This window comes from Escherichia sp. HH41S (genome assembly GCF_009820115.1).
Classification (GTDB): Bacteria; Pseudomonadota; Gammaproteobacteria; order Enterobacterales; family Enterobacteriaceae; genus Escherichia; species Escherichia coli_F.
This window is the reverse complement of the sequence record NZ_VNXE01000086.1, coordinates 225,595-245,631: the sequence shown is the minus strand read 5'-3', so window position 1 is coordinate 245,631 and position 20,037 is coordinate 225,595. Positions and strand designations below refer to the sequence as shown.

Here is a 20,037-nt window from a genome sequence, read left to right as displayed (position 1 = left end):
ATCACAACAAAAAATCAAAATTCTCCGCATTTCAAATGTAACGATTCATAAACTGCCCACACGTACAACAACTGTAGGCATTTTTATGCCAAAAATCGCAGTCAAAACCTCAAGTTGCTCTGGGTACGGTAAGTTCCCTTCCTGCCCGCCAACTGAAGCCGTGGACTTTGTTACGGTCAACGGCTTCGGTGTATTCGCCCAGGGCAATGCCTACACCTCTCATTCTGACGGGAAAACCTCTTATGAAGGCACGGAGTTATCTACAGGCCCATGGATCACTATCAACGGTATGCCTGTTGTCTGTGAGGGAGATCCTGTGTCTTGTGATTCAACGGCTTCCAGTGGTGACCAACTGGTGATGTGATCAACTAAAACTGGCCACCACTTTAGAGTTTTTCCAGTATCGGCTTTCCGATTCGTTTGTGGGTAACCCTCCGTTATAGTCATGCGGCCTTAGTGCGCTGTAATACCCGACGATAATGCGGTGGCCGAATCGTTCTTCAGTTCTGTGAAAAAAGAGCGGATCAAAAAGCGCATCTATAAAACTCGGGATCTGGCCCGAGCCGATATCTTCGATTACTTTAAAGTGTTCTACAACGGGCCCAGCGCCACAATCATCTCGGCGGCGTCAGTCCGGAGGCCTTTGAACAGGCCTCGTCGTGAGGACAGGATATGTCTACAGCCATGGGGTCAGTCCATACTTACAGGAAGCCTTTGTGAAACCGAAATTGTGATTTTGACAATTGAAGTGTGCTGGAATTGCTTGTAAGTTACTTTATATAAAGAGGAAAAAGGGGCTTATTACTTCCACTATATAATAAATCTACCCACTTTTTCTGAATCGTTAGATTTACCCCTAGAGAAATTCCCCGGCGACACGGAGTAAATATGAAGAAAAGTTGCGTAGTTTTTGTACATGGGTTCACAGGAGGCGCAGGTACTTGGAAGAATAGCAAGGGGGAGAGTTTTTCGGACTTGTTAAGGGCTGATCGTGAAATCGATCAGTCTTATGATTTTTATGAGTTTGATTACTATACAAAGATTGCCAGTTTAGTTGATTCTGCACTGGTAGTTAGGCTGCTCAGTTTGGTTGGTTTGGGCTCGGGGAAAGTCAAGAAAAACCAACCTATCAGACGAATTAGTGAACTGCTAAGTACCTATGTTAGGACCAACCTAAGTAGCTATGATAGTGTCATATTTATTGCTCACAGCATGGGGGGGTTGATTGTTAAAGACTATATCTTAAACCATGAAAAAGGAGACACACCGGAGCCAATTGGTTATCTATCTCTCGCAGTCCCTCACAAAGGATCCATTGGTGGCTATTTGCTGGGTTCATTCAATCTTAATGCCAAAGAGCTTCAGCCATTAAATGCTTATAGCGACACACTAAACAATGCGTGGATAGATGCAAAAGAGAGCCTCCCCAAAGCTCAGTACTATATTGCACTACATGACGAATGCGTCGACGAGGTTAGTGCTTTGCCGTTTACTGTAAAAAGATCAGATAAATTTGTGGTTGATCATGACCATATATCCATTTGTAAGCCATCTGACGTTAATGATATGGTTTGTGCTCAGGCAGCCAACTTCTTAAAAAGCCGAGCTTATGATTTTACAATGTCCGAGTTAGCGACAACAGTATACAAACCGGAGTCAAACTCATACGAGAAAGAGATATTTGTTATTAAAATGATCTTATCGGACGTAGGTGAAAAGGGGATTGATGATGCTAAAGGATCATTTTTTCACGCAGAGATAATAACTAAAGCAGCAGATAAAAAGGACCGGATAACTCTCCAAGACCTACAGACGAAGGTTCTTTCTCTATATCAACAATCCTACAACGCGCATTCTAGCAAGCTCGAAGCAAATGAAGTCTTTGCTAAAGTCCATGACTTACTATTGGAGCAAGACTCTAAGGTTCTGGTTAGTGGCGTGAACTACATTAACTTTATGCACAAGAAGGGACTACTGCATCAGTTGGCAAACAAACTTAATACTCAAGTTACTTGGTCTGACAAAATTGGAATCCAAGATATCTTGGCAAAAATGTAGAGGTCATCATGTCTTCGATAATTGATTATCGCGAAGAGTTTTTTGTACGTCTTTATCGGTGCTGGTTGATCGTTAGCATTTTAGGATTCAACCAAAAAGGTAAGAATATTCTATCTATCAAAAAAGCGGCTTTTTTCGATTTTTTGGTAAGAAATCCAAAATTATTTCATGAATTTCTCGTGAAATTTGACCGACTTTCAAATGAACCTCCTTGCTCAGAAATTCTGTACTCAAGCAATATTGACTATGGTGCATTCCAGGAATATCAAGAATTTTTGAAAAGCGTTTTAGTGTTAGAAAGCGAAGGCTATTTAGAAATTACACGCGCAGGAGATGATTTCTTTATCGCATCGACTAATAAAAAGTTTGCCGAAGCAATGACCCCTCCACCAACGTGGCAAATTAACATAGGTTTACTCAAGCCGCTGGTGAGTAAGTCTCTCAGTGTGCTTTATAAAGGAGTTCTTAGCAAATGAACACGGAAAATAGCCCTTACATTTTTGTGAAGAAAATTGTTATCCACGGAGTGGATACCTCGTATGAGGCAACATTTGAAAATGGTATAAATCTGATTTGGGGGGACATGGACTGTGGTAAATCCAGTATTCTGAATCTGATTGATTACTGCTTAGGAGGAAGTAATGATACCCTCACGTATGGTGAGATTTTGGCTAAAGGTAGAACTGCATACTTAGAGGTAGACCTTAACGGTAATGTAATTACCTTCGAGCGGCCTATTTTAGACTCATTAGCTCCAGTGAAGGCATATCGAGTTCCTTATTCATTGATCCTAACGACATACCCCATGCTCTTATCTGCCGATTCGCAAAAATCACTTCCCGACGGCTGGATTTCTGATTTTATTTTGGATGCTCTAGGGATTCCTAAAGTTAGCATCAAAGAGTCTCGTTACCGTGATGAGGCGAACTCTGATCGACTCAGTTTCCGTGACTTGATGAAATTAATGTACCTAAAACAAACAAAAGTTGGCGCTGATAGTTTATTGAATTACGGTAATCCTATAGTATTTAATAAAAACATTGAAGTTCAGAAGTTTGTTTACAATATTCACGACGACAAGTTGGCCTCCCTGAATAAAGAGTTGCAGATGGAGACACAAGCACTACACCTCCTGCAAGCTTCTGAAACTGCTATCTCAAAATTCTTATGTGATGTAAACATCACCACTAAAGCTCAGAACGATAGTGATGATCTTATCACTTCAAAAGAGCTTGCACTTAGCGAACTGGAAGAAAACGCGGAAAAATTAAAGGCAGACTATGAGTTCTCTAGCGCTGTTTCTCTTGAGATGGCGCGCGAAATCGTGCAAATGAGATCAAGCGTTTCTCATTTGAAGTCAGAGCGTCTAGAACTTGAGAAACAACATAATAATTTTTCTAAACTAAAGAATACATACCAGAGCGATCTAGAGTCTCTAAATATATCTAAACTTACAAGAGTCTCTATATCTAATCGCAACATTATAGATACAACGCTCCCTTGCCCACTGTGCTCTAGTGAAATTAGCTTAGCAGCCCCCCAACTCACTGATAGCGACTTAGAGGCAGAGATTAAATCTATTAAGAATAGACTCGCTGGAGTGCTCGTAGCACTAGAAAATATTTGGGCTAAAAAAATAAATCTTCTTGAACAAGAAACTGATATATCGAAGAAGCTAAGTTCGTTAACTGTTGATTTTGATAAATTTAATATAGAGAACATATCTGCTCTTTTATCCTCTATCGAAGCGCTTGAGCGTGCAAAGGTCGAGATTAAGGTCAGCATCGCTTCAGCTAAAAGAGACTTGGCTATCAATAACAAATATTCTGATATATCAAAGGGAATTCAAGATAAAAATTCAGTTATTTTTGCGCTAAAACGCAATATAAAATCGGTAGAGGACGGGCTTACGGGACTTGATGATGTAGTATCTAGCTTGAGCGGTATATTTAGAAAATACATTTCAAATAGTGGGCTTCAAAACGTCCATGACGTATATGTAAATAAAAAATTCATCCCTCACTTTCGCGATATAAGTTACTACAACACAACTTCTGGCGGCGTAAGAACCATCATGTCCATCGGAGGATTCGTATCTAGAATGGAGTATTTACTCTCTACCGCCGGAAATCTCCCTACTTTTCTTATGGTAGATACACCAGGTCAAAATATTGGACGAAGGGGAAGAAAGGATGATGACTCAGCCCTTTCAGATCCTGTCCTCTACAACAATATATTTAAACAATTCCTTGGGCTGGTGAACAAAGCTCGAGCAGAAAATAGACTATTTCAGATCATTGTTGTTGACAATGATTTGCCGCCGGTTCTAGAGGAAGGAGGGGATTATCACTTGGTGAAAAGATTCAGCAAGAATGGTGGAGAGTTTGAAAAGGGATTGATTAATGATTACGAGTAGTGGCGCAAAGTAATTCATGTTTAATCAATTTCTGGAGCTCTTTAGTAAGATAAATGCTACCTATTAGCATTACGGAATCAACGGTGTAACCAAACATGCACGCAACAACTTTGCTCCAGATTCCCGGTGTTGGGACGTTAATTCTGCTCTTCGCTCATAGCACACCTTGAGCCGTCCATAGTTGTCCGCTTCGTGCCAGAAGCAGAAGCGGACTATTTTTAGGTCGTCATTCAATCTTCTATTGAGGTCATTTCTTCAGAGAGTCATTGTCTTAGAATTAGTATTTTAAATGGATATAGGTTATCTGAACGGTATACTAAATCTTATCCCCGCTCAGCCTGAAGTTTGTACTGAGCAAACGTAACAATAAGGCTTCCTGCTGCTACATCATCTGCAATCAAAACACTGCGTCAGCTTGTTGACAATGGCCAATTGAATACCGCGAACAAGTGTAAGAACTCCCAGCAACTCTGCTTCATAGTCCTCTTTTGTTAGCCCCTTAAATCCCTGATATTTCATCCACTCAGCATCATTACGATACACCATAAAACTATCAATTTCGTGTGAATGAAATGTTCGAATGATGCATCTTGACGATATTATTTGCATAAGGCTTCCTGTTTAATGATTCTCCTGCCCCAGTCTCTGCGACTACAAGAGTTACCGCCTGACTATGTCCGGTGCGTCGCCGCTTTCATACACAACACGAAAACTGTCAGTTTGATGTTCAACCCTCATCGGCATAGAATACAAACGCCAGCTTATTGCCATCTGGATCGCGTACATAAGCACTATGGAATCCTTGTCCGTACTGCGGCCTGTGATCCGGCGCACCTTCATCCACGCCTCCCAGACTTAGGGCAAGCGCATGCAACTGTCTGATATGTTGAACAGAGCGGGCGTTCAGCGCCACCATCGTGCCATTACCAACCCCGGCGGGCTGCCGATCAAAGGGCATGCCAACGCAGAGTCCGATGGTATGGTTATCGCTGAACGTCCCTCAGGACGCGCCCTCTTCATTACGGCCTGACTTTGGATGTCCAAGCAATTCCATCAGCGGATCGTAGAACCTTATGGCGAGTGACAGGTCATTGGTCCCTGGCATAATGTGAGAAAACATCTGCTCTCCTTTATGGAATCAGGGGAGTGAAGATAGCCTGCCTAAATCACGCAGGCTTTGTTTTTCATTCATCTGCTTTATGGGCCCAGGCGGGCATCGCCGTCAGATAACGTTTTGCCCGTTTTGTTGCTTCTTCCGGGCCGACTTTTTGCCAGGAATCAAGGAAGCTGGCCAAGCCTGATACCGCCTCTTCCCAGGGTTTAAGATTGCCGTTGCTGTCGCTGCAATACGCACAATATTGATCGCTGGCACTGTGTGCATCGGGTGCCGACATCGGCATTCCGCAAGCCTGACAGAACTGTTCATGTTGTGACATATGATGCTCCTTATGGTGACATCCTGATTAATAAATATACTGAGTATGTATTGTGCAGGTGATGCCTCAGATCAAAGCAAAGGCGAAGCCCCCGGTATTTCCGGTCAGAAATACCGGGAACCTGTTGTTATCTGGCAATAAGCGCGAACACGCCCCAGCCAAAGTATTCCCGCGCGTACGTTACGTGGCGTTTCGGCGAGATGTTTAGCTCGGCCCTGACTTCCGCTACGAAGTCATCATCAGGATTAGCCTCCAGCCAGCGGCGCATGGTCAGCCATTTCGCTGCCTCATACCGGTCCCAGCCTTCCTGGTCTGCCAGTACCATTTCCACCACGTCGTAGCCGAGTTCATCGAACGCACTCACAAGCCCCGGAAGCGTCAGGAAATCGGTTGACGAGCTGACGCCACAGGCCTGGGCTATCTCGTCCGTTGCCGGTAGCTGACGCCAGTAGGGTTCGCCGATAAGCATGATCCCGCCCGGTTTCAGGCTTTGCGCCAGCAGCTCAACCGTCCCGGCAAACCCACCGGCAATCCATGTCGCGCCGACACAGGCGGCTATATCGCATTTCTCTTCTGCAACATACCCGGCGGCGTCGTTATGAATGAAATGAACCCGATTGGTGACGCCCAGTTCTTCCGCACGCAGTCTGGCCTGCTCGCTGAACAACTGACTCATGTCGATACCGACACCAGTAATGGCGTGATCCCGGGCCCAGGTACAGAGCATCTCGCCCGAGCCGCTGCCGAGGTCAAGAATGCGGGTGCCCGGCTTCATGCGCAGCACGCGACCCAGCGTGGCATACTTCTCTTCGGTAAACGGATTGTGGATGCGGTGTTCGCTTTCACTGATGGTAAAAATACGTGGGATATCCAATGTGGAATTCCTTTTATTGCGTTGAGTATTAAGAGGGTGTTTCTCTGATATATTTGCTTTTTCAGCCAGCAGAACAAACAGCTTCCTTTCAAATGTCTCGCTGACTGGCCAGTCGTGGCTTTCAGGAGGAGGAAGCAGGGCAAACCCGGCATTGTTGAGCAGGCTGACGTACTCGTCATTGCGCCAGGCCGTCATCTGGCTGCCGAAACGGGTGGTTCGACCGTTTTCCTCTATGGCCCAGAACAGCGTTGAGCTGGTCTGCGCTTCTTCATCCCAGTCATGTTCCGTCAGAAGCAGATGAGGGACGCCCAGAAACAGCCCGTCCTGACAGCGTTGCCAGCTCGGTTCAGCCATTCCCTGACGCTTAACTTCGTCGAAAGTATGTACTTCAGTGAGCAGCCTGCCACCCGACTCCAGCCACAGCGCGCAGCGGCTGACGAGTGAGCGCGCATCCGCCGCGCTAAACACATTCAGTTCCCCGAATGTCATCATAATGAAATCGAATGATTTATCCGGCCAGTATGCGCGGACATCCTGCTGAACATAGTCGATATTCAAGCCTGCGTTCTGCGCCTGCTGACGAGCCCAGTTCACAGATGCCGGTGAGAAATCCACACCGGTGCAGTGAAATCCGCGCTCCGCTAAGCGGTGGGTATAAAAGCCGGGTCCGCAGCCGAGATCGAGGATATATGCGCCAGGGGATAACTGGCTGGCGATCCACTCGACCTGCAGCTCAATGACCTCCCGCCTGCGGCTGGCCCAGTCGTGATCCTGCGACAAATGGTTCGCCAGCATGCGCTGGCTGAAGGCCGGTTCATCCCACGGGATTTTACTTTCCTGCGCCGAAAGGTGAATGTGCCGGGATGAGGAAATAAGGGTGCTGATATCCATCATGCTCTCCTTAACGATTATCTGGCTGTGCGCGAACGTTATTCAGCCCGGTGGTGTTGATGCGGTACGGCTGACCGTTGACGGACTTGATCAGTTTTTTGGTTTTGAGTTTTTTGAAGGTGGCGAGGGTGCAGTCGGTGAGCAACAGCCCTTCGCGGGTATAGCATTCAACGGCGGTGATGCGACCTGATGCATCGCGGACGTGCGCGATTCGACCACCTTTGGCGAGAACGTGTAAGGTACGTTGTTCCTGACGAGATAAATTCATACTGAAGAACCTGTTTAATCATCATGTGCAATTCGTGCAAACACACAGCGGTGTTCGCATTCGATTTCGGCGCATTGATAATCAGTCCGGCCTGAAAAGGTCGGTAAGCTGATTATCGGATGATTACATTCTCCAGCATCAAAGCCTCGGGTAGAGTTGAAAGGTATTTACGGGGGTAATGGTAACACACAGTATTAACATGGGTATTCGCCAGTTCGAAAAGTGTGACCTGGTTCAGGAAACGTTATGCAGCCGTGCAAAATTAGAATTAAAACGTGGGCAACAGAGGGCTGAAAATTGCCCTCTGTTTTCGTAATCAATATTTTGATTACGGCGCAGTACTGAAAAACTCCCCAAACTTGACTGCCAGCCAGCCAACCGGTGTAGTAGCGCCCCCGACAATATTGGTAATTTCAGACATCCCTTCCGGCACCGGAATGTTGGAGTTAACCGCCGCCTGGGTATATTCCTTCGAAATGTCCGTTCCGACGTACAAAATGCAGCTGACGATCAATGTGCCGCTAATGAACATGCGGAACATATTACGTTTACAGAATGGCGTGACCATCGCCAACAGGAACATCAATGAAGCCAGGTCGACAAATGGCAGAACACGGTTGCCGGGCAGAATAATAGACAGCACCACGGCCATCGGGATTAACAACAGTCCGGTTGCCAGCACCGAAGGTTCGCCAATCAATAACGCGGTATCCATGCCGATGTAAAAGTCACGGTCAGGGAATTTGGCCTTCAATTTTGCTTCTGCGGCATCACGGACTATCAGTAATCCTTGTACCAGTATCTCAATCATTTTGGGCAACAGCAGCATAGCGGCGGAGACTTTGATTGCCAGCGAAACGGCAGCCGAAACGTCGTACCCGGCAAGGAAAGCCAGCAACAATCCCAGTACAAAACCTAGTGTCAAAGGCTCACCAAATACGCCGAACTTTTTATTAATGCTTTCCGGATCAAAATTAATTTTATTGATAAGCGGAATTTTATCAATAATGTAATTACAGGCAATACCAAAGGGTACGTAGGCTATACAGGTAAGATGGGGGAAGGAAATCCCTTTGAGATTATAATTTTTTTGCAAATACGGGGCGGTTAAATCTGCTGCCAGTAGAGTTAAGACAAAAATACCAAATGTTATGCCGACAGAAAGCCAGTAGTTACCGGTTCCGGCGTACACGACCGAACCCATTATCAGGAATATCCAGTAGTTGAAGATATCGATATTCACCGTTTTGGTTAATTTGAGCAGCAGCATGGCCAGATTGATGACAATAAAACCGACTACCACAGACAGCATCAGTGGAGAGCCCCAGCCAATCGTTGAAGCGGTCGGCCACCCGGTGTCGACGACATTTAGCTGCAGGCCGATGCGCTCGACCATTGCCTGAGATGCTGGACCAATGTTCGTCAGCAGCAGGCCAATTACCAGGCCGACGCCTTCAAACCCAATACCGACCAGCATCCCGGCTTTAAATGCCGTGCCAATTTTTACCCCAAAGCAAAGTGCTATGATAAAGAATATTACTGGCATCATTACTGATGCCCCCAGACTAATAATGCTGTTGATAATATCCATAATTATTCCTTAACAAGGCGGCCGAATTGGGCGCGAGCGAAGCCGAGCCCAATGGGCTGTATAAAAACCTTAAAGGTCTTTTTTATATTTAACTGAGTTTCTTCAGCAAGATCTCAGCGAATAGTTTGGGTGAATTACTGAAGGCGTCGAGCGTACTGCCCGCAATATGCGGGGTGATGGTTACGTTATTCAGTAAATAAAACGCGCTGTCGTCAGGTAACGGCTCATCGTCGAAAGTATCCAGCGCCGCCCCCATGATTTTTCCGGTCTGTAGAGCGTCAATCAGATCGCGTTCATTGATTAGCCCGGAGCGCGCGGTGTTAACAATAATGGCGCTGCTTTTCATTAACCCGAAATGGTGTGCGTTGATCAGGTTTTCGGTTTCCGGCGTCATACGGGCATGGAGTGAGACAACGTCAGCCCGTGTTACCAGCTCGTCAAGGGTATCGACTTTCTCATAGCGTTCGTGGCCGGAGACGTACTTATCATAAAAGATAATTTCCGTGCCGAAGGCGCTAAGAAAACCCGCGACGAGTTGAGCAATATGACCCAGGCCAACCAGACCGACAACCTTACCGCTAAGCTCTGGAATAGCCTGATGATTCGGGCTGTCTTTACGCCAGAACTTATCGCGTAACGCATCATGAGAACGGGCAATATTGCGCATTTCGGCCAGCATCATCCCGACCGTAAATTCCGCCACGCTGCGGGCATTGCGCCCCGGCGTGTTCATTACCTCAATTCCCCGGGCCAGTGCGACCTGCTGGTTGACGTTTTCAACGCCCCCTCGCAATACCCCGATGTATTTGAGCTTTGGCAGTTTATCCAGCACTGCCGTATTGACCGGAGCAAACTGGGTTATCAGGATTTCAAAGTCGTCAGCACCCTCGAGTAAGGCTGCGGGTAACGTAACCGCTTCTGCGCCTTCCTGCTCGACCCGCAGATTATCCTCCTGCAATTTTTCGATCGAATCATGCGACCATTCACGAACTTCAACGTCGATACCTTTATCCCTGAGCGCATTAAGACCTGCATCCATCATCGCTTTGTTGATAAAAAGATCGGCAATTGCCAGACATTTCATAGTGATTCTCCATAGATTAACGCATCAACATACCGCCGGTGACATCCACAGTTGCTCCCGTCATATAGCTGGTTTTAGGAGAAACCATGAAGACCCCGATGTCGGCAATTTCATTTGGCTGAGCTACCCGACCTACTGGAATCCGGCTGACGTAATAGGCTGGGTCCTGTTCAATATTTTTACGGATCATCGCGGTGTCCATAATCCCGACAGCGATGTTGTTCACGTTGATATTTTGTTTTGCTACCTCTCTTGCCAGCGAGATAGAGAAAGCTACCAGGCCCGCTTTACTGGCCGCGTAATGGGCATGGCCGGTTGTGGATCCATGGAATGCAGCCTGTGAGGTAATATTCAAAATGCTGCCTGCCTGATCTTGTTGTAGGCAGTGATTCACAAACAATTGGCTTAAATGGAATACCGCTTTCAGGTTCACATTCATTACCAAGTCCCAGTCTTGTGGGGTTATCTCGGTGACGTAACCACTGAGCCAGATACCGGCGTTATTGACCAGAATGTCGGCCTTTCCCATCTGCTCAATGCAGGCCGCAAAGAGATGCTCCCGGCTTTTCTCATCGGCAAGATCGGTTTTCACCGCAATAATTTTGACGTCAGTGGTGGATTTCACCTGTTCAATCAGTAATTCCGGGCACTCTTCATCACGCAGGTACGTGAAACAGATATTGACGCCTTCTTTAGACAGGGAAAGGACAAATTCCCGGCCAAGCCCCGTGGCTCCACCGGTGACGATGGCTGTGCGGTGTTTCAGATTTAGATCCATTCATTCCTCACTTAATGCGTGATGTAGTTACTGCAGCTTTTCCATGGGGACTGCATTTCAGATAACAGGTTTTTGTAGAGCTGATATTTGTCCTGGTACACTTGCAGATGGGCCGGATTCGGCGTCACGGTTCGCGCGACGCGCACCATTTCATTGGACGCGGCGAAGACATCATCAAACCAGCCAATCATGACAGCGGCTGTCATTGCGGTACCGAGTGTGCCGTGTTCTTTGACATCAACAATCTCAAGCGTGCACTGGAAGATATCGGCAAAGACCTGTAGCCAGACCGGCGAGTTGGTCACTCCCCCAGCAATTCGGATGGTGCGACTCAAATCCGGATTGATGTTCCGTAAACGTTCGGTGTGATAGAGATGGCTGAACGCCACACCTTCGTAAATCGCGCGCAGGAAATGCGCTTTTTTATGGAAACTGTTCACCCCAATAAAGCCTGCTGAGGCATCGCGAATGGTGTTAGAGCCAAATACGAAAGGAAAGAACAGCAGATGGCTTTCTTCTGGCGTCGTAGATAAGACCAGCGAGTTACACAACTCATAGACGGAAGATCCCTGAGCAGCAGCGGTTTCCCGGTCGTTCTCCATGAAATTATTGATAAACCATTCAAGATTACTGGCAGACGTCGGACTAGCCTCTGTTATCAGCCATTTACCGTCGATCGGGTAAATCGAAGTCATAAACAGATCTTCGTCGATAACCGGATGGTCAGTCACATATTCATTGATGCTCCAGGTTCCGGTGATGATAGCCAGCTTATCAAGAGTGTTAATCCCGGAGGCGACAGACGAGGCGGAAATGTCGAACACGCCGCCAGAGACGGGGGTGCCTGCGCATAAGCCTGTCTGACGGGCGACTTCATCGGTTATCCGACCGCAGCATTCCGTGGACAGCTTGACGGGTGGCAATTTCGCACGCAGGTCAGCAAGCCCCCACCATGCCAGTAGTTCATCATCATACTTGCGGTCACGTACGTTAATCAGGTTGGTCCCGGAGATGTCAGTAAGCTCAAGATAAGCCTCTCCGGTCAGGTAGAAGCGGATCAGGTCTTTTACCATAAAAATGGTATGTGCTTTCTGCAGCACCTCCGGCTCGTTATCCTTCAGCCAGGCCAGCAGAGCAATGGGTTGTCCGGCCCAGATTGACTGCATGGTTTTAGGCAGGATGTCGGTCAAAAACTCGGGTGAGTTTTGCCACTTTTCCACGTACTCTTTTGCCCGACTGTCGGTTGAGATAATGCCGTTGCGGACCGGGTTGCCAGCTTCATCTACCAGATACAAACCGTTTCCATGTCCGGTGACGGCGATTCCTTTGATTTGACTGGCGTCGATCCCTGATTGCTCAATCGCTTTTTTGATGACCTCGATGTTAGCCGCCCATAGCTCGGTAATATCGCGTTCGGTATGAAATTCCCTGGGTGTCAGCATCCGGGTGGATTTTGACGCGATAGAAACCACGCTGCCGTTGCGATCGTAGATAGCCGCCTTAGTGACTGTCCCGCCATTATCGATACCCATTACATATTCATCTTTCATTACCGTGGACTCCTTATTGGTTACCATAAACCCGGCTCGCTGGTGGTTATTCCTTTAAACCCGGCATGGAATATTTTATCTACAAGGTATTTCCGCTTTACAAAGCCTCCGGCGATGAATATCACGTCAAAGCCATTTAAGTTTCGGCTAATCAATTCTAGGCACTGGCAGGCATATTCAGCAGGTAAGATTTCTATTGCATCCGGCGGGTTATGTTTAACGATATCGATAGACTGATCCAGCGATCGAGAATCGATAAGTAACACCCGAAAAATAGTCAATAACCCCTCTTTTTTTGCATAGCGCAGGGCGGAGAGATTGGAAGAAATAACACCATCAACTTTATAATAACTTTTCAGTAGATTGATCCCAGCCTGATCGGGTTTAAACCCGCCGAGTAACTCCAGATGGACCAGAACCTTCTTACCACTTTGATGACATTTGCCTATCAGTGATTGCAGATTGCCGATATTGGCCTCTGACAACAGAACATATTCCGATGCACAGGATAATGCCTTGTCAAAATGCTTATACTTTCTTACTGAAGGAATGATGGTGTTATTTAAAAACATATTAGTATCCGATTTTATTTAGCCATATAGAGGCTGTATGCTTCTTCCGCAGAGGCATTTTCGTGGACGATAGCATTCAGGCCTGCGACCACTCTGTCTGGTCGCGGGTCCTGAGTGATATTTCGACCCACTGCCACCCCTTTAGCCCCAACCTGCATACAGTGCTGAACAAACCTGAAGTAACCATCAATGCCGGTTTTTGGGCCACCAAGTGCAAGGACGGGAACGCCTGCCGCTTCGACGATCAAGCGGTCTTCCGCTGTACCTGTAAAACGTGTTTTGATGACATCGGCCCCCAGTTCCACTGCGGCGCGAGCCGAGGCGGCGATAATTGCCGGGTTGTTCGAGTCGTCGCTAGTCACGGGGTAGCCATAGGGAAGTGATTCGACAATTAGCGGCACGTTCCAGCGGTCTGCGGCCTGTGCCAGTTGCATTGCCATGATGTGCGTTTTTTCTTCGTTGAAGGCACCCGGGAAGGTCATGCAGACGACACCTTCAGCGCCGACTTTTAATGCATCTTCAACGGTAAACATCGGGGTAGTATCGGGAACGGTATTATCAAAAATACTGACTGTACTATCGACGCGTAATACAACAGGAACCGAATTTAATGGCTCACGAAAATTTTTCAGCATACCGTACGTGACCAACGCACAATCCAGCCCTTGCTCAACCAATGCCGGCAGTTGGTTTATCGTATTATCAATACCATTTGTTTTCGTGGAAAAATAGTAACCATCCAGTGCTAATGTCACTGATTTACCATCTTTTGCAAAAATCTTTGAGAGACGGCGTTCTTTAGACATTTATTTACTCCTTAGCAAGATAAAAAAACAAAAAAAAAGCCCTCAGAGACACACGTCTCTGAGGGCTTTCTATTCACATACCCTTGTGATAATGGTTCAGAAATCTAAATCATTATCAGTTAATTTGTTTTGCAACTTGAGAGGGGTTTAAACTATGTTTTTATTTAAATCCGTTCTCTTGCGTGCTTAAATAACTAACATGCTCAGGATTAGCTTGTCTAGCGTGAGTGCCAAAACTGAGATGCTGATCACGTCATTTTTTATTCTTGTAAGAATCATCGGTGCTCCAATTTAATGCAATCAGTTGAAATAAAACAACTAAACTATCTCGTCGAAGATTTTCTGGCGGGCGAGTTATTTAGCCCGGAAGACTTTTGATACCACATTCGTTATTCCACCAAATCGTAGAATACAAACGCCAGTTTATTGCCATCCGGATCGCGTACATAAGCACTATGAAATCCTTGTCCGTATTGCGGCCTGTGCTCCGGCGCACCTTCATCCGCGCCCCCCAGACTAAGGGCAAGCGCATGCAACTGTCTGATATGTTCAATAGAACGGGCGTTCAGCGCCACCATGGTGCCATTACCAACGCCCGCTGGTTGTTGGTTAAAAGGCCTGCCGACGCACAATCCGATGGTATGGTTATCGCTGAACGTCCCCCAGGATGCGCCTTCTTCATTCCGGCCTGCCTTAGGATGCCCAAGCAATTCCATCAACGGATCGTAGAATCGGATGGCGCGTGGTAGATCGTTAGTACCCAGCATCACGTAAGAAAACATAAATCCACCTTACTCACTTTTGTATTTTTGTTGCAGACAGCCTGCCGGTGATACTGACTGGCTTTGATGCTGCCCACGCAGTTTAAGCAGGCGGGCAACTGATATGATGACGGCTATACCGGCCAGCTGCGCCGCGCCGTGGAAAGCAATCCTGCCGCCGGCATGGAAGTAAACCCAGCGAGTTATTTCAATGCTAAGGGCAATTATGCCGAGCGCCAGAATATTCAGCGTGGCAGAAACGGTGCCTTTTGGCAGGTTATGAGAAAAGAGCGTGAAGCGAAACAGCACCGGATAGAGTAGTCCAATACCCAGGGCATAAAAGCTCGTTCCCAGTACTGACCATAGCCAGACGTGTGGCCATAGCAGGTTGCCGACAAGCAAAGTCAGCAAGCCAGCAAGCTGTATCGGGACTGTACCCCAGATAAAACGCGGTGAAGTCGGGTCTTTGATAAAATTCGCTACGATCGCACTGGCGATAATGATCCCACTAAACACGGGCACCTGTGTCCAGGCATAGGTACCGGGAGACATACCCCCGTGCTCAATCAGGATCACGGGGGAGAGCGCCACCCAGGTGATGATTGGCAGGTTACCAAAAGCGACTGCCAGTGAGCCGGTCAGCACCACTGGATGGCGAAATGCCGCGATGAAATCTGACAGCACTTCACCCGGTTTGAATTCTCTTCCCTGAGATATAACTGTTTCCGGCATTTTGAAAAGTAGTAAGAACCATGCTACCAGACCAAACACACCGATGATGGCAAAGAGCAGTTTCCAGTGAATGAACGCCATCAGCGCAGCTCCGGCCACCGGCCCGATAACCGGGGCGAGCAGAACAATAGAGGTCAGCGCAGCCATGATCCTGATGGAATCCTTTTCATCAAAGGCCTCCTGTATTGATACATAACCCACGGTGGAGATGAAGCAGATACTGGTTCCCTGTATAAAACGGGCAATAAAATACTGTTCGATCGAGGTGACAAACAGCATGCTCAGGCATGCCAGGGCAAAGATCATTGCACCCGTGAGCAGGACGGGGCGGCGGCCAACCCGGTCGGAGAGAGGACCCAGGAGCCACTGGAGCGCCAGTCCGCCTGCCATATACAAACTGACTGATACTGGAGCCAGCGTAACATCCGCCTGTAACTCATTTATAATGTTAATGACGCCCGGCTGAATAAGGTCCGTTGTCAGGTAAGCTGAAAAATCGTATATGATCATCGCCAGTGGAAATAATAGTACGCTGCCATACCTGCTAAGGCGTCCCGAAAATGGCGTCATAAACGGGTTCTCCGTTTTTTATTATTGAATGGTTATTTATCAACTTAGATCGTGCAGTTCCTTATCCATCGCAGGAGTCAGTCTGAGATCAAGAAATGCTACCTCCAACCCCTTGCGCTGAGGTGTACAACACATGATGCCCGTTTTGACAGGGCCCGTAGGGAAATGGCTTAAGCGAAGTAATGGCCAGTGCTGTCCATCTGAGGAGTACTGCAGTCGTAACGCATCTTTTTTACGGGTCAGACGCAGCCAGAATTCCTTCGGATCCCCAGGAAAGAGTCCTGTAGCCCAGTCGGAATTTCTCATCGTGAGTACACTCCCGATTGCAGGTGCTCCATCGTTAAATTCGATGCCAGCTTTGAGCCAGTGCTGTTCGTCAGAGAGCATTATAATTCCGGCCTGGTCATAGAGTGTGGTGAAGTTTGCGCGGATCCTGACCTGAAAAGTAAAATCACCTGTTACATCAGTAGCGTAGATGTGGCCGGTAAAACGCTCAAACCCGTACCAGGTACGGCACCAGAAATCAGTATGCTCATCAGTGATTACCGACAGGGCGTTATTTTCGTAGCACCATACGGCGGGCTCATTGATCCATTCAAACTTGCAACTCATCATTGTTCTCCTGTCATGCGGAATGCAGCATAACGATAGTTTAAAATGTCAGTTCCATTTCAAACTGGCATAACGGTTCAGCCTGATAACCCGCCGCAGTAAATATTGGTGCCAGCGTTTCTGGGATCGCGGCTGATGTACCTATGCCAGGCCATCTGGCATTGATTTTCTGAAGCATTCTTTTAGCCCGTCCCTGGTAACGATGCACCGGTTCCACAAACAAACAGCGGAGCTGAGGTTGTCCCATGAACTCCGCGACAGCACACCATGCATGTTCGTTATCCCTGAGGATGTCGCAGGGAATAGACAAGAGCTGCAGGGGGCTGGCCAGCCAGGGAAGATCATCATCTGGTGCAGACCAGACGGTACGCAGGAAGTCATCAGCAGACTTGGATTCCATATCCCCTGAAGGTATTTCCAGACGAGACTGTGGATCTCCCCGGTATTTGCACAGATGTCGGCGAACCTGAAAACCGAGCGCGTGATAGAGAGCGATGGCCCGGGTATTTTTGCGCATCACTTCCAGCCTCACGCTGGATAACTTTTTCTCTTTTAAGGAGGTAAACAGAGGAGTAAGCATCTGTTTTGCCAGTCCCTGGCTCCGGTACTCGGGCAACACACCAAATGCTGCCAGACGCGCTTTGTCCATTCTGCGGGTTACGATGGCTATTGCCGCCGGGTTATCATTGACCAGCCAGACAAACGAGTCTTCAAGGCTGAGTCCTTCGGAAATGAAACGTGAGGCAAACATTTCCGGTGGCAACGCAAACGGTGTCAATGATTCATTAAAGCTGTCTGCAAGAATACGGCACAGCTCAGTAATGCTGCATTCAAGGGCTGATACCGGTATAACGGTCATAGATAAAGCTCTCCATTGCGGTTACCGGGAGCTACAGGGGAAAATATGCTCCCTGTTTTCTCAGACGGTGAAGCTGATTTCTACAGAGCGGGCACTGCGATCGCCCTCACCATGGTAAACAGCTTCGATGTTGTTACCGTCCGGATCCAGAACAAAAGCGGCATAGTATCCGGGATGATAGGTTCGTTCGGCAGGTGCGCCGTTATCACGTCCGCCATGATTTAGTGCTGCGTGGTAAAACGCGTTCACCGATTCACGGTCTGCGGCCTGAAAGGCCAGATGGTGCCGTCCTGTAGGCACTCCGCCAGACTCCGAACTTTTTACTGACGAAATGACCAGTTCGTCAGCCCAGATATAATCGTCATCGGTAATAACCATGGGGATCTTAAGTTCCGCCAGAACAGCAGTGTAAAACGCTTTGCTTGCGGCAAAGTCGTTTACCACAAGCTGGATATGGTCGATAAGTCTGCCACGATGCAGCGTATAGTTATCCATGGTTCATTTCCTTATTCAGATTCTGTCAGTCAGGTCTTTACCTGTGAAACTCAACAGAGCACAACTCTACGTAATGATTGTGTTATTGGAAAAAAATACATTAAGTTTTGTGCTCTGAATCCGACAGATATCAGAAAATCATTCCAGATTTGGTCTTTGTACAGGAATTGCTATTCCGTTATTCGCTTATGACCAGGCTCTCAATTGCCAGTTGTAATATAACGAGCAGGGATGAGATAAGAGCAAGCCATTTTAAGGGGCGTAGTTTACGTTCAGGTATAGAGAGCGTGTGGAGTATGGCATGACGCTTCATTTTATTGAGTGGCATGCTGCCTCCTGAAAAAGAGCCGCCTGCACAGGCTGCTACACAATGAAAAAAGAATCATTCCACAAGCAAGGCACTTATGAGCAAGGTTAGTTGCCCTGGTGCTAACGTAACGGTTAAGGCGGTAAGAACAAGCCACTAGCGGCTAAACGTTTTCCTTCCGGGTTGACAGTTTCCTGCTTGAGAGCTGTTCGTTTGTTAGCCAGAACAGGTTAACGGATAAAAACAGTATATCCATATCAAATGAGTGGTTGTTTAGCATTTATTTAAACAATACTAATCGAATAATGTGTGCTCAAATAATAATCAATCAGGAACTATCCAGAAACGCTAATTGATAGGCGCTTATGAGAACTGGAGAGATGACTCCTTCTGATGAGCCACAATGCAATCACACCCCGGTCAGTTGATTCTCAGGTTTAATAAGCGTGATTAACCAGTACTATAATGATGGCTCAACGTAAGACGCGTCAGTTTGTTGTTGACTCTCCTGTAAGGTAAGACTGTAAGGTTCACATACTCATTCAGGGAGATAGTTACATGTATCAAATAGGGCTGTTTTCAAAGATCTGCCGTGTGACGATAAAAACGCTTCATTACTATAATAAAATTGGTTTACTTGTTCCTGCCTATATTAATCCTGAGAATGGTTATCGATTTTATACTTCTGACCAATTAATGAAATTCCATCAGATTGCGAGTTTACGTCAGCTTGGATTTACCATAACAGAAATAGTTACTCTTACTCAGGATGAAAACTCCTGCCACATAATTGAACGGCGACGTCTTGAAATACAGAAACAAATTCGAGACATGGACGATATTCTCTCCCGAATTAACCACTATCTGCAACATAAAAAAAAGGAAGGAATTATGTTATATCAAGCTGTTTTGAAAGAGATCCCGGAATGTATTGTTTACTCCAGGCGTTTCATTGTTCCTGATTTTTCCTCATATCTCAAATTAATTCCGCATATAGGACAAGAGGTTGTGAAGGCAAATCCAGATTTAACTTTAGCAACCCCAGCTTATTGCTTCACTCTTTATCATGATAAAGAGTACAAAGAGAAAAACATGGATGTGGAGTTCTGTGAAGCTGTTGATGATTTTGGTAAGAATGAAGGGAGTATTTTTTTTCAGGTAATCCCTGCCATAACAGCTGTAACTGTAATACATAAGGGACCATATGATTCATTAAGAAATGCTTACATTTACCTTATGCAATGGGTTGAAGATAATGGTTACTTGTTAACAAATTCACCAAGGGAAAGCTACATCGACGGCATCTGGAACAAACAAGACTCCGCAGAGTGGATGACTGAAATACAGTTCCCTGTAGAGAAAGTTTAATCGAGATGC

Annotated in this window: 19 protein-coding genes and 3 pseudogenes; 5 read left to right on the top strand and 17 right to left on the bottom strand. The window is 46.8% G+C overall.

Going from position 1 to position 20,037, the window contains the following annotated elements:
* Positions 1-475 precede the first annotated feature (475 nt).
* The 4 genes and pseudogenes from FQZ95_RS17185 to FQZ95_RS17170 form a co-directional block, all read left to right on the top strand.
* A pseudogene (locus tag FQZ95_RS17185) lies at positions 476-663 on the top strand (IS3 family transposase); the annotation flags it as partial.
* A gap of 225 nt (positions 664-888) precedes the next feature.
* The gene (locus FQZ95_RS17180; protein WP_001546988.1) at positions 889-2,058 is read left to right on the top strand and encodes an ABC-three component system protein; all 1,170 of its coding nucleotides are present in this window, start codon (positions 889-891) and stop codon (positions 2,056-2,058) included.
* An 8-nt stretch (positions 2,059-2,066) separates the two neighbouring features.
* Positions 2,067-2,534 (top strand): hypothetical protein, encoded by a 468-nt coding sequence (locus tag FQZ95_RS17175; RefSeq protein WP_001546987.1) that lies wholly within the window; start codon positions 2,067-2,069, stop codon positions 2,532-2,534.
* Positions 2,531-4,474 carry an AAA family ATPase gene (locus FQZ95_RS17170; protein WP_001546986.1) on the top strand — a complete coding sequence of 648 codons (1,944 nt, stop codon included), beginning with the start codon at positions 2,531-2,533 and terminating at the stop codon, positions 4,472-4,474. Before FQZ95_RS17175 ends, FQZ95_RS17170 begins: the two co-directional genes overlap by 4 nt.
* Before the next feature lie 387 nt (positions 4,475-4,861).
* On the opposite strand, the gene FQZ95_RS17165 is transcribed toward FQZ95_RS17170, so the two are convergent.
* The 17 genes and pseudogenes from FQZ95_RS17165 to FQZ95_RS17090 all read right to left on the bottom strand — a co-directional run bounded on the left by FQZ95_RS17165 (position 4,862) and on the right by FQZ95_RS17090 (position 18,353).
* The gene (locus FQZ95_RS17165; protein ID WP_001546985.1) at positions 4,862-5,083 is read right to left on the bottom strand and encodes a hypothetical protein; all 222 of its coding nucleotides are present in this window, start codon (positions 5,081-5,083) and stop codon (positions 4,862-4,864) included.
* 118 nt (positions 5,084-5,201) lie between these two features.
* Positions 5,202-5,594, bottom strand: a pseudogene (locus tag FQZ95_RS26480) (VOC family protein).
* A 64-nt stretch (positions 5,595-5,658) separates the two neighbouring features.
* Positions 5,659-5,910, bottom strand: a complete 252-nt coding sequence (locus tag FQZ95_RS17155) for a zinc ribbon domain-containing protein (RefSeq protein ID WP_001546982.1) — start codon at positions 5,908-5,910, stop codon at positions 5,659-5,661.
* Between the two features lie 127 nt (positions 5,911-6,037).
* A complete protein-coding gene (locus tag FQZ95_RS26475; RefSeq protein WP_227474410.1) occupies positions 6,038-6,784 on the bottom strand; it encodes an SAM-dependent methyltransferase in 747 nt (248 codons plus the stop codon).
* 366 nt (positions 6,785-7,150) lie between these two features.
* Positions 7,151-7,579 (bottom strand): annotated as a pseudogene (locus FQZ95_RS26470) (class I SAM-dependent methyltransferase); the annotation flags it as partial.
* A 106-nt stretch (positions 7,580-7,685) separates the two neighbouring features.
* A complete protein-coding gene (locus FQZ95_RS17145; RefSeq protein ID WP_001546980.1) occupies positions 7,686-7,943 on the bottom strand; it encodes a YjhX family toxin in 258 nt (85 codons plus the stop codon).
* Positions 7,944-8,271: 328 nt separating this feature from the next.
* Positions 8,272-9,534, bottom strand: a complete 1,263-nt coding sequence (locus tag FQZ95_RS17140; protein WP_160530457.1) for a PTS galactitol transporter subunit IIC — start codon at positions 9,532-9,534, stop codon at positions 8,272-8,274.
* Positions 9,535-9,622: 88 nt separating this feature from the next.
* Positions 9,623-10,618 carry a 2-hydroxyacid dehydrogenase gene (locus FQZ95_RS17135; RefSeq protein WP_160530456.1) on the bottom strand — a complete coding sequence of 332 codons (996 nt, stop codon included), beginning with the start codon at positions 10,616-10,618 and terminating at the stop codon, positions 9,623-9,625.
* Between the two features lie 16 nt (positions 10,619-10,634).
* Complete coding sequence (locus FQZ95_RS17130) at positions 10,635-11,396, bottom strand: SDR family NAD(P)-dependent oxidoreductase (RefSeq protein WP_001546977.1); 762 nt, start codon at positions 11,394-11,396, stop codon at positions 10,635-10,637.
* 11 nt (positions 11,397-11,407) lie between these two features.
* The gene (locus FQZ95_RS17125) at positions 11,408-12,946 is read right to left on the bottom strand and encodes an FGGY-family carbohydrate kinase (RefSeq protein WP_001546976.1); all 1,539 of its coding nucleotides are present in this window, start codon (positions 12,944-12,946) and stop codon (positions 11,408-11,410) included.
* A 20-nt stretch (positions 12,947-12,966) separates the two neighbouring features.
* Positions 12,967-13,518 (bottom strand): glycerol-3-phosphate responsive antiterminator, encoded by a 552-nt coding sequence (locus tag FQZ95_RS17120; RefSeq protein WP_000479583.1) that lies wholly within the window; start codon positions 13,516-13,518, stop codon positions 12,967-12,969.
* Positions 13,519-13,532: 14 nt separating this feature from the next.
* Positions 13,533-14,324: a class I fructose-bisphosphate aldolase gene (locus tag FQZ95_RS17115; RefSeq protein ID WP_000032488.1), complete on the bottom strand. Its 792-nt coding sequence runs from the start codon at positions 14,322-14,324 to the stop codon at positions 13,533-13,535.
* A 389-nt stretch (positions 14,325-14,713) separates the two neighbouring features.
* Positions 14,714-15,106, bottom strand: a complete 393-nt coding sequence (locus FQZ95_RS17110; RefSeq protein ID WP_001546974.1) for a VOC family protein — start codon at positions 15,104-15,106, stop codon at positions 14,714-14,716.
* 9 nt (positions 15,107-15,115) lie between these two features.
* A complete protein-coding gene (locus FQZ95_RS17105; RefSeq protein ID WP_001546973.1) occupies positions 15,116-16,387 on the bottom strand; it encodes a multidrug efflux MFS transporter MdtM in 1,272 nt (423 codons plus the stop codon).
* 39 nt (positions 16,388-16,426) lie between these two features.
* On the bottom strand, positions 16,427-16,999 hold the full coding sequence (locus tag FQZ95_RS17100) for a DUF1349 domain-containing protein (RefSeq protein ID WP_001546972.1): 573 nt from the start codon (positions 16,997-16,999) through the stop codon (positions 16,427-16,429).
* Between the two features lie 40 nt (positions 17,000-17,039).
* Positions 17,040-17,858 (bottom strand): GNAT family N-acetyltransferase, encoded by an 819-nt coding sequence (locus FQZ95_RS17095; RefSeq protein ID WP_001546971.1) that lies wholly within the window; start codon positions 17,856-17,858, stop codon positions 17,040-17,042.
* Positions 17,859-17,918: 60 nt separating this feature from the next.
* On the bottom strand, positions 17,919-18,353 hold the full coding sequence (locus FQZ95_RS17090) for a VOC family protein (RefSeq protein WP_001756912.1): 435 nt from the start codon (positions 18,351-18,353) through the stop codon (positions 17,919-17,921).
* An 865-nt stretch (positions 18,354-19,218) separates the two neighbouring features.
* On the opposite strand from FQZ95_RS17090, the gene FQZ95_RS17085 reads away from it, so the two are divergent.
* The gene (locus FQZ95_RS17085) at positions 19,219-20,028 is read left to right on the top strand and encodes a MerR family transcriptional regulator (protein ID WP_001546968.1); all 810 of its coding nucleotides are present in this window, start codon (positions 19,219-19,221) and stop codon (positions 20,026-20,028) included.
* The last annotated feature ends 9 nt before the right edge of the window (positions 20,029-20,037 follow it).

Coding starts and splice junctions, on each gene's coding strand:
- FQZ95_RS17180 (WP_001546988.1), top strand. CDS start 889: ATGAAGAAAAGTTGCGTAGTTTTTGTACATGGGTTCACAGGAGGCGCA.
- FQZ95_RS17175 (WP_001546987.1), top strand. CDS start 2,067: ATGTCTTCGATAATTGATTATCGCGAAGAGTTTTTTGTACGTCTTTAT.
- FQZ95_RS17170 (WP_001546986.1), top strand. CDS start 2,531: ATGAACACGGAAAATAGCCCTTACATTTTTGTGAAGAAAATTGTTATC.
- FQZ95_RS17165 (WP_001546985.1), bottom strand. CDS start 5,083: ATGCAAATAATATCGTCAAGATGCATCATTCGAACATTTCATTCACAC.
- FQZ95_RS17155 (WP_001546982.1), bottom strand. CDS start 5,910: ATGTCACAACATGAACAGTTCTGTCAGGCTTGCGGAATGCCGATGTCG.
- FQZ95_RS17145 (WP_001546980.1), bottom strand. CDS start 7,943: ATGAATTTATCTCGTCAGGAACAACGTACCTTACACGTTCTCGCCAAA.
- FQZ95_RS17140 (WP_160530457.1), bottom strand. CDS start 9,534: ATGGATATTATCAACAGCATTATTAGTCTGGGGGCATCAGTAATGATG.
- FQZ95_RS17135 (WP_160530456.1), bottom strand. CDS start 10,618: ATGAAATGTCTGGCAATTGCCGATCTTTTTATCAACAAAGCGATGATG.
- FQZ95_RS17130 (WP_001546977.1), bottom strand. CDS start 11,396: ATGGATCTAAATCTGAAACACCGCACAGCCATCGTCACCGGTGGAGCC.
- FQZ95_RS17125 (WP_001546976.1), bottom strand. CDS start 12,946: ATGAAAGATGAATATGTAATGGGTATCGATAATGGCGGGACAGTCACT.
- FQZ95_RS17120 (WP_000479583.1), bottom strand. CDS start 13,518: ATGTTTTTAAATAACACCATCATTCCTTCAGTAAGAAAGTATAAGCAT.
- FQZ95_RS17115 (WP_000032488.1), bottom strand. CDS start 14,324: ATGTCTAAAGAACGCCGTCTCTCAAAGATTTTTGCAAAAGATGGTAAA.
- FQZ95_RS17110 (WP_001546974.1), bottom strand. CDS start 15,106: ATGTTTTCTTACGTGATGCTGGGTACTAACGATCTACCACGCGCCATC.
- FQZ95_RS17105 (WP_001546973.1), bottom strand. CDS start 16,387: ATGACGCCATTTTCGGGACGCCTTAGCAGGTATGGCAGCGTACTATTA.
- FQZ95_RS17100 (WP_001546972.1), bottom strand. CDS start 16,999: ATGAGTTGCAAGTTTGAATGGATCAATGAGCCCGCCGTATGGTGCTAC.
- FQZ95_RS17095 (WP_001546971.1), bottom strand. CDS start 17,858: ATGACCGTTATACCGGTATCAGCCCTTGAATGCAGCATTACTGAGCTG.
- FQZ95_RS17090 (WP_001756912.1), bottom strand. CDS start 18,353: ATGGATAACTATACGCTGCATCGTGGCAGACTTATCGACCATATCCAG.
- FQZ95_RS17085 (WP_001546968.1), top strand. CDS start 19,219: ATGTATCAAATAGGGCTGTTTTCAAAGATCTGCCGTGTGACGATAAAA.